Source organism: Hydrocarboniphaga effusa AP103, from assembly GCF_000271305.1.
Lineage (GTDB): Bacteria > Pseudomonadota > Gammaproteobacteria > Nevskiales > Nevskiaceae > Hydrocarboniphaga > Hydrocarboniphaga effusa.
Genome location: NZ_AKGD01000001.1, coordinates 1556758 through 1570961, shown reverse-complemented (window position 1 = coordinate 1570961; position 14204 = coordinate 1556758). Strand labels below are relative to the sequence as shown.

Annotated in this window: 15 protein-coding genes and 1 pseudogene; 7 read left to right on the top strand and 9 right to left on the bottom strand. The window is 65.5% G+C overall.

Annotated elements, in window-relative coordinates; genetic code table 11:
- The first annotated feature begins 7 nt into the window (after positions 1 to 7).
- Positions 8 to 1504 (top strand): IS21 family transposase, encoded by a 1497-nt coding sequence (gene istA, locus WQQ_RS06920; protein ID WP_040453142.1) that lies wholly within the window; start codon positions 8 to 10, stop codon positions 1502 to 1504.
- Positions 1497 to 2301, top strand: a pseudogene (gene istB / locus WQQ_RS06915) (IS21-like element helper ATPase IstB). The gene istA and the pseudogene istB overlap by 8 nt, the downstream one beginning before the upstream one ends.
- Positions 2302 to 2710: 409 nt before the next feature.
- On the opposite strand, the gene WQQ_RS06910 reads toward istB, so the two are convergent.
- Both WQQ_RS06910 and WQQ_RS06905 read right to left on the bottom strand, forming a co-directional pair.
- Positions 2711 to 3400, bottom strand: coding sequence for a DUF6134 family protein (locus tag WQQ_RS06910; RefSeq protein WP_007184397.1), 690 nt, complete (start codon positions 3398 to 3400; stop codon positions 2711 to 2713).
- Between the two features lie 18 nt (positions 3401 to 3418).
- Positions 3419 to 4015: a GDSL-type esterase/lipase family protein gene (locus tag WQQ_RS06905; RefSeq protein ID WP_007184396.1), complete on the bottom strand. Its 597-nt coding sequence runs from the start codon at positions 4013 to 4015 to the stop codon at positions 3419 to 3421.
- A gap of 291 nt (positions 4016 to 4306) precedes the next feature.
- Here WQQ_RS06905 and WQQ_RS06900 point away from each other — a divergent pair, with 291 nt between their 5' ends.
- On the top strand, positions 4307 to 5224 hold the full coding sequence (locus tag WQQ_RS06900; RefSeq protein WP_007184395.1) for a M14 family metallopeptidase: 918 nt from the start codon (positions 4307 to 4309) through the stop codon (positions 5222 to 5224).
- Positions 5225 to 5269: 45 nt separating this feature from the next.
- Here the strand turns inward: WQQ_RS06900 and WQQ_RS06895 are convergent, their stop codons facing one another.
- The 3 genes from WQQ_RS06895 to WQQ_RS06885 all read right to left on the bottom strand — a co-directional run bounded on the left by WQQ_RS06895 (position 5270) and on the right by WQQ_RS06885 (position 7276).
- Positions 5270 to 5536, bottom strand: coding sequence for a DksA/TraR family C4-type zinc finger protein (locus WQQ_RS06895; RefSeq protein WP_007184394.1), 267 nt, complete (start codon positions 5534 to 5536; stop codon positions 5270 to 5272).
- A 331-nt stretch (positions 5537 to 5867) separates the two neighbouring features.
- Positions 5868 to 6464, bottom strand: coding sequence for a helix-turn-helix domain-containing protein (locus WQQ_RS06890; protein WP_007184392.1), 597 nt, complete (start codon positions 6462 to 6464; stop codon positions 5868 to 5870).
- Between the two features lie 92 nt (positions 6465 to 6556).
- Complete coding sequence (locus WQQ_RS06885) at positions 6557 to 7276, bottom strand: pirin family protein (protein ID WP_040453140.1); 720 nt, start codon at positions 7274 to 7276, stop codon at positions 6557 to 6559.
- A 131-nt stretch (positions 7277 to 7407) separates the two neighbouring features.
- Here WQQ_RS06885 and WQQ_RS06880 point away from each other — a divergent pair, with 131 nt between their 5' ends.
- Entirely contained in the window at positions 7408 to 8364 is a 957-nt protein-coding gene (locus WQQ_RS06880) for a LysR family transcriptional regulator (protein WP_007184390.1), read from the top strand.
- Here the strand turns inward: WQQ_RS06880 and WQQ_RS06875 are convergent.
- The 3 genes from WQQ_RS06875 to WQQ_RS06865 all read right to left on the bottom strand — a co-directional run bounded on the left by WQQ_RS06875 (position 8361) and on the right by WQQ_RS06865 (position 10142).
- Positions 8361 to 9197 carry a sterol desaturase family protein gene (locus WQQ_RS06875; protein ID WP_157534532.1) on the bottom strand — a complete coding sequence of 279 codons (837 nt, stop codon included), beginning with the start codon at positions 9195 to 9197 and terminating at the stop codon, positions 8361 to 8363. The genes WQQ_RS06880 and WQQ_RS06875 overlap by 4 nt on opposite strands.
- Positions 9198 to 9275: 78 nt before the next feature.
- Positions 9276 to 9782, bottom strand: a complete 507-nt coding sequence (locus WQQ_RS06870; protein ID WP_007184388.1) for a hypothetical protein — start codon at positions 9780 to 9782, stop codon at positions 9276 to 9278.
- A gap of 33 nt (positions 9783 to 9815) precedes the next feature.
- A complete protein-coding gene (locus WQQ_RS06865; RefSeq protein ID WP_007184387.1) occupies positions 9816 to 10142 on the bottom strand; it encodes an EF-hand domain-containing protein in 327 nt (108 codons plus the stop codon).
- Positions 10143 to 10295: 153 nt separating this feature from the next.
- Between WQQ_RS06865 and WQQ_RS06860 the strand changes: the two genes are divergently transcribed.
- The 3 genes from WQQ_RS06860 to WQQ_RS06850 all read left to right on the top strand — a co-directional run bounded on the left by WQQ_RS06860 (position 10296) and on the right by WQQ_RS06850 (position 13310).
- A complete protein-coding gene (locus WQQ_RS06860) occupies positions 10296 to 11012 on the top strand; it encodes a response regulator (protein WP_040453138.1) in 717 nt (238 codons plus the stop codon).
- The gene (locus WQQ_RS06855) at positions 11012 to 12340 is read left to right on the top strand and encodes an ATP-binding protein (protein WP_007184385.1); all 1329 of its coding nucleotides are present in this window, start codon (positions 11012 to 11014) and stop codon (positions 12338 to 12340) included. The genes WQQ_RS06860 and WQQ_RS06855 overlap by 1 nt, the downstream gene beginning before the upstream one ends.
- Before the next feature lie 82 nt (positions 12341 to 12422).
- Complete coding sequence (locus tag WQQ_RS06850; RefSeq protein WP_007184384.1) at positions 12423 to 13310, top strand: PPK2 family polyphosphate kinase; 888 nt, start codon at positions 12423 to 12425, stop codon at positions 13308 to 13310.
- Positions 13311 to 13337: 27 nt separating this feature from the next.
- Here WQQ_RS06850 and dkgB read toward each other — a convergent pair whose 3' ends face one another.
- Positions 13338 to 14141 (bottom strand): 2,5-didehydrogluconate reductase DkgB, encoded by an 804-nt coding sequence (dkgB, locus tag WQQ_RS06845; protein ID WP_007184383.1) that lies wholly within the window; start codon positions 14139 to 14141, stop codon positions 13338 to 13340.
- Between the last annotated feature and the right edge of the window lie 63 nt (positions 14142 to 14204).

The following is a 14204-nucleotide window of genomic DNA, read 5'->3' as shown; positions in this document are numbered from 1 at the left end:
GCACACCATGGCGACATACGCGAAAGTCCGCAGGATGCGGCTTCGGGACGGGCTATCGATCAGCGAGATCGCACGACGCACGAGCCTGTCGAGAAACACGATCAAGGCGTGGCTGCGGGAGGCGACCCGCAGCGAGATGAAGTACCGGCGCCCTGCCGGCCCCAAGAAGATCACGGACCACGAGCAGTGGCTGCGCAAGGCGCTGGAGGCCGATTCGCGCCGTCCGCGTCGAGAGCAACGCACCGCCCTGAAGCTGCATGCGCAGCTCAAGGACCAGGGCTTCACCGGCAGCTACGCGCGCGTCACAGAGTTTGTCCGTAAGTGGCGCGCCGAGCTGGGTGCGGTCAGCGCCCGAGCGGTCTACGTGCCGCTGACCTTCACCTGGGGCGAGGCCTTCCAGTTTGACTGGAGCGAGGAGCGCCTCGTGATCGGCAGCATCTGGCGCAAGGTGCAGCTGGCACACATGAAGCTGTGCGCCTCTCGCGCCTTCTGGCTCGTGGCCTATCCGAGCCAGGGCCACGAGATGCTCTTCGACGCCCACACGCGCTGCCTGACCGGGCTGGGCGGGGTCGCCCGGCGCGGCATCTACGACAATATGAAGACGGCGGTCGACCAGACCCCGCGCAAGGATCGCGGTCGCGTCGTCAACGCGCGCTTCGCCGCGATGACGGCGCACTATCTCTTCGATCCCGACTTCTGCAACGTCGCCTCCGGCTGGGAGAAGGGTCGCGTCGAAAAAGGCGTGCAGGATGCCCGTCGCCGGATCTGGCTCGACGCTACGCAGCAGCGATTCGGCAGCTTCGCCGAGCTCAATGTCTGGCTGGCGACCCAGTGCATGGAGGCCTGGTCAGCGCCGCACCCGGACTTCTCCGGCATGACGATCCGCGAGGCCTGGGAGCACGAGCAGCCACAGCTGATGCCGATGCCCACACCGTTTGACGGCTACGTCGAGCTGCCGGCCAGAGTGTCGAGCACGAGTCTGGTGTCGGTCGCCCGCAATCGCTACTCAGTGCCGTGTCGGCTGGCGGGCCATCGCGTCAGCGTGCGGCTGTATCCGGAGCGCATTGTCATCGTCGCCGATCAGTCGATCGTGGCCGAGCATGCCCGCGCCGTCGATCGCGATCATGTCGTCTACGACTGGCAGCACTACCTGCCGCTGATCGAGCGCAAGCCCGGTGCGCTGCGAAACGGTGCGCCGTTTGCCGATCTGCCGGACCCGCTGCAACGGCTGCGTCGGGCTTTGCTCAAACGTGACGGCGGCGACAAGGTCATGGCACAGGTGCTCATGACGGTGCCGACGCACGGATTGGAGGCGGTGCTGGTCGCCGTCGAACTGGTGCTCGACAGCGGTCGGCCCAGCGCCGAGCACGTCCTCAATGTCCTCGCGCGACTTAGGGAGGGACCACCACCGCAGACGGTCGAGACCTCCCTGCAGGTGAAGGCGGCGCCGATTGCCGATACCGAGCGTTACGACACGCTGCGTACGGAGCTGAGCCATGGCTGATCTGATCAATGATCTGAAGCGGCTGCGCCTGTATGGCATGGCGGCTTGCTATGCCGAGGGCCTGGAACAAGGCTCGACGACGGGCCTGACCAGCTACGAGACCCTGCTGACGCAGCTGGTACAGGCCGAAATCAACGGACCGGGCGATGCGCTCGATCCGCTACCAGATGCACGTCGCGCGCTTTCCGATCCACCGCGATCTGGCGGGTTTCGATTTCGAGCAGTCGAAGGTCGACCGCCGGCAGATCACCACCTTTGCCACGACCGCCTTCACCGAGAAGGCCGAGAACATCGTGCTGATCGGCGGTACTGGCACCGGCAAGACGCATCTGGCCACGGCGCTGGGGATCGAAGCCGTCGCCCGCCATGGCAAGCGGGTGCGCTTCTACTCGACCATCGAGCTGGTCAACACGCTGGAGAAGGAGAAAGCCGCTGGAAGGGCTGGCCGGCTGGCGCACCAGCTGATGCATCTGGACCTCGTGATCCTCGATGAGCTGGGTTACTTGCCGTTTTCGCAGGCCGGTGGCGCGCTGCTGTTTCACCTGCTGTCGAAGCTCTACGAGCACACCAGCGTGATCATCACGACCAATCTGGTCTTCGCCGAATGGGCGTCCGTCTTCGGCGATCCGAAGATGACCACGGCGCTACTGGATCGACTGACGCATCACTGCCACATCGTCGAGACCGGCAACGAGTCCTATCGCTTCCGGCACAGCAGTCACATCGCCAAAGCACGTATCAAGTCCAGGGAGCAGGCCAAGACCCGGCAACAGGAGGAAACCGACGAGACGATCTGACGACCAGCGATAGAATCAAACCACGCCGGCAGCATCCGCCGCCGGCCTCCATCCCTGGTCAATTTTCAACGAGCAGTGATGGTCAGTTCTCGGTGAGCGCCAACACCTGGTCAATATTTGGTCATCAGAACCCATTTGGACGGCAAATTGTTAGTCCGTAGTACTAGTCTAACGACACATAACCTCCACCTGCTGCAAGTCAAGGCAGGTACGCCGGAGGTACACGCGTCATGCGCGCTGAACTGCGCGAAAGCGCGCTAAGCCACTGGTTATAAACGACACTCACCATCGCCGATGCGCGATAACAACTACTTAACTATCATATAGTTAAGCCTTGAGGCCCCGACTCATAATCTCTTGGTTGTCGGTTCAAGTCCGGCTGGGCCCACCATTCACCCAGAAACTGGCGCTAGGACGGTGCCGGTCGGCGCACGTAGGTCAGGAGGTCTCGACCGAAGGCGATGCTCAGCCGGCAGACGATGTCGTCACGCCCGAGCCAGGCCGCGACCGTGCTGCGTTTGCTTCCGTTCACGCTTTCGAAGCGGCGGTGCCGACACTCTTCGCCCTCGTAGCGAACGATCCGTGGCGGATCGGATTTCGCTGATGAATTCGCCTTGAGCTCGATGACCTCGCCGGTGGCGAGATTGAAGTGCGGGCCTTCGGTCAGCGTGCGGCCCGACCAGATGCTCAAGGGCAGCGCGTCGGGCGGTAGCTCGTGCGATTTCCCATCAACGGTGGCGCGAAGCGTCCCCGAGGTTTCACGCGTCACCGCGAGCGATTTCTTCGACGCGCCGACCGCCACGTCGGAGCGCGTTTCCGAGCTCAGTGCGAGCAGGCTCTGGCCTTGCCAGCGCTCCTCGACCGTTTGCTCGAGCTTCGCCGTCAGCATCATTCGCCGAAGCTCGAGCTGGCCGCGCTGGCGCGCGATCAAACCCTGCGGCGACGGCTGCAGCGAGACCTCGAGTTGGCCGACGCGCTTGTCTCCGTCGAGGATGTCGTAGAGCAGCCGCGTCGGTGAAGCTTCCGCAGCCACGGCGTGCGAATGGCCGAGCGCCAGCAGCGCGCAGATCGTTGCGATGAGTGGAGTTCTGATGAGCATGTTCGGGTGTCGGGGTGCTTACACGTAAGCGGCCAGGGCGTCGCGCCAGCGGGCATAACCGGCGCCGTTGAGATGCAGGCGATCGAGCGTGCAACGCGAATCCAGCTCGCCGCTGCCATCGTCGAAGACCGGGAACAGGTCGATGAACGCAGCCGAGTGCCGGCTCGCCAGATCGCGATAGGCGGCGTTCAAGAATCTGATGCGATCGGCGTATCGACGTGCACGCGGCATCACGCCCTGCAGGTGGAGCGCGGCATCCGGCAGCGCGTTACGCAGCTGCCCGAGCAGCGAATCGACGTTCGAAGCAATGTCGTCCGGCTTGAGGCCCGAGGCCAGATCGTTGGTGCCGATCAGGATGAAGACCTTGTCGGGCTTCAATCGAACGAGGGGATCGAGTCGCATGAGCAGATGGCCGCTGCGTTCGCCGCTGATGCCGAAGTTGCGGGTTCTCGCGTCCGGGAACAGCAGATCCCAGCGGCCGAAGTGCGTGATGCTGTCGCCGAGCATCGCGATTCCGCCGCTGCCCGGCACCACGCTGTCGGCGATGCCGCTGCGCAGGGCGTCCCAGGTTTTACCGAGGACTTTCTCGGTCAAGGCGCGCACGAGGGCTCCCATCAGTTTCTCCGCCGGCCAAGAGCGGGGCTGCGGCGAGCGGCGGGAAGCGACGGCGTCGAGGGCGGCCGGAGTCGCGTCGGGGTTGGAAAGGGCATTCGGGTTCTCCTCGCTGTGCATCGGACCAGGTCGGCCCTGCAGGCTTCCTAACGATCGTTAGTCTCTGATGGCTGAAATTTATCCGCTCCGCGCCGGGCTGACAAGCCGTCACTCGTGGCGCGCGGCCGTGATCGGAGCCCGATGCGGCGGCTCGTGTTTCAATCCGGGAAGGGCAGTCCATTTCAGGAGAGCGATGTGAATTCAGGCGAGCACTATGCGATCGGAACGCCGGGCACGCCCTGGGCCGCGGCCGAGATCTCGGCCTGGCGTGCGCGGCGGCAGCGCCAGCGCCGCTACGCTGACGATGTGCTGAGCGTGATCGAGAGCTTCCGCACGCGTTTCGACATCATCGAATACGGCCGACTCGAGTACGCCGCGCCGTCTTATCCGCTGTTCGCGGTCAGGAGCCGCGCATGGAACGACGCGCTGCCCATCGTGCTCGTGACCGGCGGCGTGCATGGTTACGAAACCAGCGGTGTTCACGGCGCGCTGCGCTTCATCGACCGGCATGCGGCGCACTACGCGGGCCGCGTGAACCTGCTCGTCGTCCCGTGCGTGAGCCCTTGGGCCTATGAAGTGATCCAGCGCTGGAATCCGGATGCGATCGATCCGAATCGATCGTTCTTCGGCGACAGCCCGGCACCGGAATCGGCCGCCTTGCTGCAGCTGGTCGCGCCTTATCGCGATCGCGTGCGGCTGCATGTCGATCTGCACGAGACCACCGATACCGACGAAAGCGAATTTCGTCCGGCGCTCGCGGCGCGCGATGGTGTCGCTTACGAGCCCGGCGAAATTCCGGACGGCTTCTATCTGGTCGACGACAGTGCGCATCCGCAGACGGCGTTTCAGCAGGCCGTGCTCGCAGCCGTGGCGCAGGTTACGCATATCGCCCCGGCCGACCGCAAGGGCGAGATCATCGGCTCGCCGGTCGTCGCCCCGGGCGTGATCGAGTATCCGCTCGAACAGCTCGGGTTATGCGCGGGAATTACCCAGGCCGCTTACAAGACGACGACCGAGGTTTATCCGGACAGCCCATCGGCCACGCCCGAGCAATGCATCGTCGCGCAGGTGACGGCCGTCTGCGCGGCGATCGATTACGTTCTGGAGCACTGAGCCAACACACGCTGAATCGATGCGGCTGACACCAAGCACGTTGATTCACCGCAGCTGGCTGTCCTTGCTGCCGCGCCGGTTGTAGCCGCTGAACACCTGCGCCTCGTCGTCCTGTTCCTGCTGGCAGCTCACGCAGAGCCGTACACCTGCAATGGCCTGCCGGCGACGCTGCGGAATTTCTTCGCCGCATTCTGCGCAGTGCACCAGGCTTTCGCCCGCAGAAAGCTCGCTGCGTGCGCGTGCCACCGCATCGCCGACGGTGGCGTCGATCTGATCCTGGACGGCGCCTTCACGTGCCCAGCCGGTTGCCATGACTCATCGCTCCTGATGGTGGCTCGATGCATCCAAGATGCGGCCGCAGAAGCGCTTTGCAAGCAAGCGCTAGCTGATCTGCGTGATGTGGGCCGCGCTGAGCTGAAACGCGAGTGCCGACGATGCGACTGTCGAGGCTTGGCCGTTGTCATGGATCGCATCGGCTCCTGGCGACGGCGGTTGTTTCGCCACGTTCTATCAGGATTGAGGCGAGCTGTGTGCGGTCTGGCCCGATATGAACGCTTTTGTTGATTAGGAGCTCTGTTCAAACTGCTGCGCTTGCGATGCTCGAGCAGGGTTTTCTTGGGCGTTCCTTGGCGGCGGGCGACCACTAGCTGCGATTGCGGCGCCACCGAGCCGGCGGCAGGCCGGCGATGCGCGTGAACAGGCGGGTCAGATGACTCTGGTCGGCGAAGCCGCAGGCATCGGCGACATCGGCGATCGCCATGCCGTCGAGCAGCAGGGCCTTGGCCTTTTCGATCTTGTACTCCTGCAGCCAGCATTGCGGCGATCGGCCGGTGGTCTGCTTGAAGGCCTTGCTGAAGTGGCTGCGCGAGAGCCGGCATGCGCTTGCGGCATCGGCGATCGTCGCTTCGTTCGAGTCACGGCCCGACAGCAGGGCTTTGGCTCGAAGCTCCTGCCAGTGCGCGAGCCCGCTCTTGACCGGCCGGCTCGGAATCTCGACGGGCTTCGGCGCCGGCGTACGCAGCGTAACGAGCATCTGCTCGATGAAAGCCTGTTCGCCGGGATGCTCGAGCGCGGACAGCAGGGCGCTCGCGAAGCGCAGGGCGATCCAGCGTTGCTCGCTGTCGTCGACCGCCTCGTTCCGCGCCGCGAGATCGCGTGCGAAGCGTTCGAGTGCGTCGCGCGACAACACCTGATGGGCGTTGCTCGCTGCATCCGGCATCTGAAGATTCGACTCGATCATGTCCAGGCTCCAGCTCGATCTGAATGCGTCACCCGCGTGTGAACTTTCTCCACCGAGGACTCCGCCTCGATGGAGAAAGCAGCCGCTACCGCTTACTGCAGGCCCGGCAGTTCGTAGGGGCGCAGATCGAACAGCAGCACCTCGCTGTCGCGGCCGTTGGCGAAGCTCAGCGCTTGCGATTCGCGAATGCGCACGCCATCGCCTTCGACGAGCTTCTGGCCATTGAGCTCGACTTCGCCACGGGCCACGTGCACGTAGGCGTAGCGGTTCTCGGGCATGGTGAACGTGGCCGCTTCGGCGCCATCGAACAGGCCGGCGTAGACCTTCACGTCCTGGCGGACTTCCAGCGAGCCTTCGTTGCCTTCGGGCGAGATGATCAGGCGCAGGCGGCCACGCTTGTCGTCGGCGCTGAAGTTGCGCTCACCGTAGCGCGGCGTCGCACCGCGCACGTTCGGCACGATCCAGATCTGCAGGAAGTGCACGAGCTCGTCGCGGCTGCCGTTGAACTCGCTGTGCGCCACGCCGCTGCCGGCGCTCATCATCTGCACGTCGCCCGGACGGATCGTCGAGCCGTTGCCCATGGTGTCGCGGTGAGCGAGCGCGCCTTCGAGCACGTACGAGAAGATTTCCATGTCGCGGTGCGGATGCGTGCCGAAGCCTTCGCCGCCGTCCACGCGATCGTCGTTGATCACGCGCAGATCCGAGAAGCCGATCTGCTCGGGGTTGTAGTAACCGCCGAACGAAAACGTATGACGGGACTTGAGCCAGCCGTGATTGGCGTAGCCGCGGTCGTTGGCCTGGGTGATCTGCATGGCGATTCTCCTTTCGAGTCGGGCGCTCGGTGCGAGCTCCATTGAGGCCATCGTAATGTCGCTCTATGATCCGAAAAACCGGCTGACGAGCGACTGATTGTCGCCGCCGAGTGGACAAATACGGAGAGACGATGAACCAGCTCGAAGACATGCGCCTGTTCGTCCAGACCGTGGACTCGGGCAATTTCACCGCCGCGGCCGACAAGCTCGGCCTGTCCAAGCAGTTCGTCAGCAAAAGGCTCATCGCGCTCGAAGCGCGGCTCGGCGTGCGCCTGCTCGTTCGCACCACGCGGGCGCTGCGCATGACCGAGGCCGGGCAGTCGTATTACGAGCAGGCGAGCCGGCTCGTGCAGGAAGTCGATGGCCTCGAGCAGGCCATCTCACGCCACAACGAAGCTCCGCGCGGGCGCCTGCGCGTGTCGGCGCCGATGACTTTCGGAACCATGCATCTGAGTGCGGCGATTCCGCGTTTCTTGAGCGCCTATCCGGACGTGATGCTCGAGCTCGACCTGAACGATCGCACCGTCGATCTCGTCGCCGAAGGCTACGACGTCGGCATCCGCATCGGGGTATTGCCCGACTCCTCGCTGATCGCCACGCGCGTGACGATGATGGAGATGGCGACCTGCTGCAGTCCGGACTATCTGCGCCGCAGGGGCAGGCCACTCAAGCCCGACGACCTGCGCCAGCACGAATGCCTGCCGTATGGACACAAGCGCCATGTCGAATGGAGCTTCGAAGTGCAGGGCAAGCGCAAGCTCGTCGCCGTCAACGGGCGCTTGTGCAGCAACAACGGCGAGATCCTGCGCGATGCGGCCTGCGCCGGGATCGGCATCGCGCATCTGCCGACCTTCATCGTCGGCGACGCGATCGCACGCGGTGACCTGGTGAAGGTCCTCGGCGAATTCCGTCCGCCGATCGCGGGCGTGCACGTGGTGTATCCGGGCCATCGACAGGCCTCGATCGCGGTGCGCGCGTTCGCCGATTTCGTGCGCAGTACTTTTGCGACTCCTCCGCGGCAGGAAGCGAGCGCTGCGAAGCCGTCAAGCCGGCAGCGCGGCCGTGGCACCGCGGGGATTGATCGCTAGCCGGGCGGTGCCAGGGCCTGCCGCAGGGCCCGTCGCAGGCTGCCGGCCTTGCGCATGTCGGCCAGCAGGCGGCGCCATTCGCCGAAGGCGATGCGCAGCGGGTTGTGGCCGACCGATGCGCCGCCGAGGCCGAAGCGCAACGGCTCGTGCTCGGGCGTCGCTGCGTAGGTTCCGAACAGGCGATCCCAGACGATCAGCACGCCGCCGAAGTTCTTGTCGAGCAGGCTCTCGTTGCAGGCGTGATGCACGCGATGATGGGTCGGTGTGTTGAAGATCCATTCGAGCGGGCCGAGCCGGCCGATGGCTTCGGTGTGCAGAAAGAACTGGAACAGCAGGTTCAGCGCGAGCGCGCCGGTCGCGGCTGCGGGTGGAACGCCGAGCCAGACGAAGCCGAGCACCAACAGCCAGGCGCCGGCGAGCAGATCGGTCCAGCCGAGGCGATAGGCCGCCGACAGATTGAAGCGCGTGGTCGAGTGATGCACCGAATGGGTGGCCCAGAGCCAGCGCACACGGTGGTTGGCCCGATGAAAGCCGTAATAGGCGAAATCGACCGCGACGAGCAGCAGTGCAAAGCGGGCCGCATCGAGCTTCCAGTCGAACACGCGATGCTCGTGGACGAAGTCGAACAGCGGCAACAGCAGCGCGGCCGTCAACGGACGGATCAGCGCGTTGCCGAGCGCGATCGCGGTCGACGCGCCGCTTTCGCGCCAATCATAGCCGCGCCCGGCTTCGGCACGGCGGTGCAGCCACAGCATTTCGAGCAGCGCGAACAGCATGAAGAACAGCAGCAGCCCGCCGGGCCGGTGCTGCGGCAGCAGGACATCGATCGACATGGCGAGGTTTCCGTCGAAGGGAGACGGGATGCGGCCATCGAGCCACATCCCGCCATGAAGTGCGGTGCGGTTCGGCGCTCAGCGCTTGTGCGAGGTTTCGCGGCTCACGCTGCCGCCGTTGGGTCCGTAGCGATACGCGCTGCGGCTGCCGCCGGTTTCGTCATGGCTCACGCTGACGCTGCTGCCCGCGCTGGCGCCGCCGGGGCCGCTGACGCTGCGCGATCGGCTCATCGAGCCCTCTTCGATACTCGTGCTGCGACTGCGGCTCCAGTCGTCGCCGGACGCCGTGGTGCCGCTGACCTCGCGATAGCGGTTGCCGTCCTCGTGGCCGCGCTCCACGCTGCGCGAGCCGCCGTTGGGGCCGCTTTGCGAGCGCGCGGCCGATCGATAGCCCGGGCCGGCCTGAACCTGCGATTGGCGCTCGAACGATCCGGCGGCCGTTTCGCGGCTCACCGAACGATTGCGCTCGCGCGCATCGGCGATGCTCGAGAAGGCCAGCCCGACCGCGAGTGCGCCGGTGATCAGGGCCAGGCGATTGTGAACCGGGCCTGCGGTTTTCGGCTGTGAAGCAAATGTAGGCGTCATGGGATCAACTCCGGTTGAAGAAAGGGGCGCGAATCAGCGTTTCCTGCGTGCCGCCTTGGCGGCCTGGCGCATTTCGCTGCGGTCGATTTCGCCGTTGCCGTCGGCATCGAGCGCGGAAAACATTTCGAGCCGCGCATCGACGAACTCGGCCTGGCTCAGCGAGCCGTTGTGATCACCATCGAGGCGCGCGAACTGCTGGGCTGCGGCATCGCGCACTTCCTGCGTGCTGATCGATCCGTTGCCGTCCCTATCGGCGCCGGCCATCTCGCCCATCGGCAGCTGGGCCATGGCCGGAAACGCCAGCAGGCCTGCCAGGCCGAGCGCGCAAGCGGCGGGCGTGAAGCGGGTTCTGAACCTCATCGAAAGCTCCTGTGATGGCCGTCGCGGCCGGTGGAATCACGGTGCGCCGTCGCGGTTTCGGCACGATCACCGGGGCATGACGGACCGTGATCCCGTGTTACGGCGGGTTACAGGCTGGTTCGGCGGGCCGCGTCTTCCCGTATAAATCCGCTCATGCACGCCATTACCGAACTGCTTGTGGTCGAGGACGACGCCGAGATCGGCCCGCTCGTGCGCGACCGCCTGCAGCGCGACGGCTATGCGGCGCGCTGGGTGCGCAATGGCGTCGAGATGGACGCCGCGCTGGCCCAGAAGCCCGCCTCGCTGCTCGTGCTCGACCTCATGCTGCCCGGCGAAGACGGGCTGTCGATCTGCCGGCGCGTGCGCGCCCGGAGCAATCTGCCGATCATCATGCTCACGGCCAGGGGCGAGGATCTGGACCGCATCATCGGCCTCGAGATCGGCGCCGACGATTACCTCGCCAAGCCCTTCAATCCGCGCGAACTGCTCGCCCGCATCCGCGCGGTGCTGCGCCGCTGCGAGCCGGCCACGCCGGCGGCCGATGCGAACGCCGAGCTGCTGCGCTTCGATCGCTATCGCTTCGACCTCGCTGCGCGCCGGCTCATGCGCGACGACGGTGTCGAGATCGAGCTGTCGGCCGGCGATTACGACCTGCTCGCCACCTTCGTGCATCACCCGCAACGCGTGCTCTCGCGCGACCAGCTCATGGATTACACCAAGGGCCGCAGCTGGGAGGCTTTCGATCGCTCGATCGATGTCGCCCTGATGCGTCTGCGCCGCAAGATCGAACCCGATCCGGCGAAACCGACATTGCTGCGCACCGTGCGCAACGGCGGCTACCTGTTCACGGTTCCGGTCGAGCCCTGCTGATGTGGCTGCGGCCCGGGCTGGCGCTACGCCTGATCCTGCTCACGAGCGCTGCGCTGCTGCTCGCGGTGTTGACCATGTATGGAGTTTTTCAGCTGCAACGGCATGCCGATACCGGACAAGACCTGCGCCTGCCGCTGCCCGATCAGATGGCCGCGATCGCCGAGCTGCTCGATCGCACCCCGGCCGAGCAGCGGCCGCTGGTCCTGCGTGCGCTGAGTTCGGTCGATCTGCGCGTGAACCTGCAAGACCATTGGCCACCGAAAGCCGAGCAGGGGTTCGCGCTGCCGCGCATCGCCTGGATGACCGCGCGCTATCTCAACGCACTCGGCGAACGTCCGGTGCGAGCCGAACTCGAGAGAGGCGCGGACGATGATTTTCGCGGCCCGCTGCGCATCGCCATCGGCTTGCGCGATGGACAGATCGCGGTGGTCGAACTGCGCGGCCCATTGATGCGTGCGGCGCTCGGACGGCCGCTCGTGCGGCTGATGATGCTCGCGCTGCTCATGATCGGCGTACTTTCCCTGCTGGCGCTCAAGCGGCAGATCCAGCCGCTCGAGCGACTCGTCGAGGCGGTCGAGCGCTTTGGCACCGCACGCGAAATTCCACCTCCGCCACCCAAGGGCGCACCCGAAGTGCGTCGCCTGCTCGATGCGTTCACGCGCATGCGCGAACGCATGCACGGTTTGCTGGAGGGCCGCGCCCAGCTGTTCGCTGCGATCAGCCACGATCTCGGCACCTATCTCACGCGGCTGCGCCTGCGCGTCGACGACTTGCCCGACGAGCGACAGCGCGATGCAGCCGAACGCGACATCCTGCAGATGCGGCAATTGCTCAGCGACACGCTCGCGCTGGCAAGACCGCGCAGTACGGGTGACACGCAAGCCGGTCCGCAGGAGATCGTCGATCTGTCGATGCTCGTGCTTCGCGAGATCGCGGCCCATGCGGGTCCGGCGCAGGCGATACAGCTGTGCGAACTCGACGAGCCTGCGCGCGTCTGTGCCCGCGAAGCTTCCCTGGCCCGGCTCCTGAACAATCTCGTCGACAACGCACTCAAGTACGCAGGCTCGGCGCAGATCAGCGTGCTGTCGCGGCGCGGCCTGATCGAACTGCGCGTCGAAGATCGGGGTCCGGGCATCGCGGCGGACGAGATCGAGCGCGTCACCGAGCCGTTCTATCGAGGTGATCGCTCGCGCAATCTCGATGCGGGCGGATCGGGCCTGGGCCTGGCGATCGTTTCCGATATCGCGCGCCGGCTCGGTGGTGAACTCGAACTCAGGCCGCGCGAGGGAGGCGGGCTCAGCGCGCGCGTGCGCCTGCCTGCGGTCTGATCGTTCGCAGGCGAGTGCCCGTTCAGACACCGGGTTCGTTCGCAGTGGCAAGATCGTCGCTCGCCTGCAACGAGCCGAGCGCATGGGTCATCCGAATCAAAAAGCCGTCGACAGTCCCTACCTTGTGCCGTTCGACGGCAATCTGCGCGTTTCCAGGCTCGACACCAAAGCGGCGAAGAAGCTGCAGCTTGACGGCAAGGGCGAGCGCGAAGCCAGGCTGCAGCAGCACGTCGCCAACATCTCCGATCTGCAGCGTATCCTGTACGCGGACAACCGCTACTCGCTGCTGTTGATCTTTCAGGCGATGGACGCGGCCGGCAAGGATTCGACGATCCGCGCAGTGCTCACGGGCATCGATCCTTCGGGCTGCGAAGTGCATGCGTTCAAGCGGCCGACCGAAGAGGAGTTGAGCCACGATTTCCTCTGGCGCACGAGCCAGCACCTGCCGCAGCGCGGGCGCATCGGCGTGTTCAACCGCAGCTACTACGAAGAAGTGCTCGCGGTGCGCGTGAAGCCGCAGTTTCTGAAAGCGCAGCGCCTGCCGAACCCGGCACCGCTGCCGGAGCTCTTCGGCCAGCGCTACGAATCGATCCGCGATCACGAGAAACACCTCGCGCACAACGGCACGGTGATCCTGAAGTTCTGGCTCAACGTCTCGGCCGAAGAACAGCGCACGCGCCTGCTCGCGAGGCTCGACGAGCCCGAGAAGAACTGGAAGTTCGAATCGGCCGACCTGCTCGTTCGCGAGCACTGGAAGGACTATCAGGCCGCGTACGAAGAAGCGCTCAACCAGACCTCGCGCCCGTGGGCGCCGTGGTATGCGATTCCGGCTGACAGCAAGTCCTACATGCGCGTGGCCGTGGCTGACATCATCGAGCGCACGCTCGCCGGGCTCGACCTGCGCTGGCCCGAGCTTGCGCAGCACGAGCGCGACCAGCTCGACGAGATGCGCAAGAAGCTCGCCGAGTAAGGTGCGCCGGCCGAACGGTCGGGCGAGTCAATCCCATTCCGGCTGCAGCCGGGCCGGAGCCGCGAGTCGTTGGCCGCGATCGAGCCTGGCGATCGCCTGCATGTCGCTGTCGTCGAGCGCAAGGTCGAGCGCCTTGAGATTGCTCGCGAGATTCTCGCGCTTGGTGGACGACGGAATCACCGCGTGGCCGAGCTTCATCGCCCAGGCCAGCGCCACCTGCGCGACCGTCGCGTCATGGCGTTCGGCGATCTGCTGCAGCACCGGATCCTGCATCACGCGGCCCACCGCGAGCGTCATGTACGAGGTCAGGTGGATACCTGCGCCTGCGGCGAATTCGGCGAGCTTGCGGTTCTGCAGAAACGGATGCAGCTCCACCTGGTTGGTCGCGATGTGGTCGGCGCCGACGATGGCGATGGACTGGCGCAGCAGATCGATCGTGAAGTTGGAGACGCCGATCGCCTTGGTGAGCCCCTGCGACTTGGCCTCGGCGAGCGCGTTCAGCGATTCGGCGAGCGGCACGGCGCCGCCCGGCGACGGCCAGTGCAGCAGCGTCAGGTCGACGTGATCCAGGCGCAGCCTGGCGAGGCTTTCGATCAGGCTCGGCACGAGCTTGTCGCGCGAGAAATTGTCGACCCAGATCTTGGTGGTGACGAACAAGTCCTTGCGCGGAACGCCCGATTCGGCGATCGCCCGGCCCACTTCGGCCTCGTTCTCGTAAATCTGCGCGGTGTCGACGAGCCGATAACCCAGCTCGAGCGCGTTGCGCACCGAGTCGATGACCACCTGGTCTTTGAGGCGGAAGGTGCCGACGCCGAAAGCGGGAGTGCTCATGGAAAGTCCTTTTGTCGAATGATGGGCCGTGTGCCGAGGAAAGCCGCGCCCCGATCGGGCGCC

Excerpts from the sequence above, each read along its gene's own strand:
- WQQ_RS06890 (WP_007184392.1), bottom strand. The coding sequence starts at position 6,464 with ATGATCGAGTCGAATCTTCAGATGCCGGATGCAGCGAGCAACGCCCAT.
- WQQ_RS06875 (WP_157534532.1), bottom strand. The coding sequence starts at position 9,197 with ATGTCGATCGATGTCCTGCTGCCGCAGCACCGGCCCGGCGGGCTGCTG.
- WQQ_RS06860 (WP_040453138.1), top strand. The coding sequence starts at position 10,296 with ATGCACGCCATTACCGAACTGCTTGTGGTCGAGGACGACGCCGAGATC.
- WQQ_RS06870 (WP_007184388.1), bottom strand. The coding sequence starts at position 9,782 with ATGACGCCTACATTTGCTTCACAGCCGAAAACCGCAGGCCCGGTTCAC.
- WQQ_RS06910 (WP_007184397.1), bottom strand. The coding sequence starts at position 3,400 with ATGCTCATCAGAACTCCACTCATCGCAACGATCTGCGCGCTGCTGGCG.
- WQQ_RS06855 (WP_007184385.1), top strand. The coding sequence starts at position 11,012 with ATGTGGCTGCGGCCCGGGCTGGCGCTACGCCTGATCCTGCTCACGAGC.
- WQQ_RS06885 (WP_040453140.1), bottom strand. The coding sequence starts at position 7,276 with ATGCAGATCACCCAGGCCAACGACCGCGGCTACGCCAATCACGGCTGG.
- WQQ_RS06905 (WP_007184396.1), bottom strand. The coding sequence starts at position 4,015 with ATGGGAGCCCTCGTGCGCGCCTTGACCGAGAAAGTCCTCGGTAAAACC.
- WQQ_RS06865 (WP_007184387.1), bottom strand. The coding sequence starts at position 10,142 with ATGAGGTTCAGAACCCGCTTCACGCCCGCCGCTTGCGCGCTCGGCCTG.
- WQQ_RS06895 (WP_007184394.1), bottom strand. The coding sequence starts at position 5,536 with ATGGCAACCGGCTGGGCACGTGAAGGCGCCGTCCAGGATCAGATCGAC.
- WQQ_RS06880 (WP_007184390.1), top strand. The coding sequence starts at position 7,408 with ATGAACCAGCTCGAAGACATGCGCCTGTTCGTCCAGACCGTGGACTCG.
- dkgB (WP_007184383.1), bottom strand. The coding sequence starts at position 14,141 with ATGAGCACTCCCGCTTTCGGCGTCGGCACCTTCCGCCTCAAAGACCAG.
- istA (WP_040453142.1), top strand. The coding sequence starts at position 8 with ATGGCGACATACGCGAAAGTCCGCAGGATGCGGCTTCGGGACGGGCTA.
- WQQ_RS06850 (WP_007184384.1), top strand. The coding sequence starts at position 12,423 with ATGGGTCATCCGAATCAAAAAGCCGTCGACAGTCCCTACCTTGTGCCG.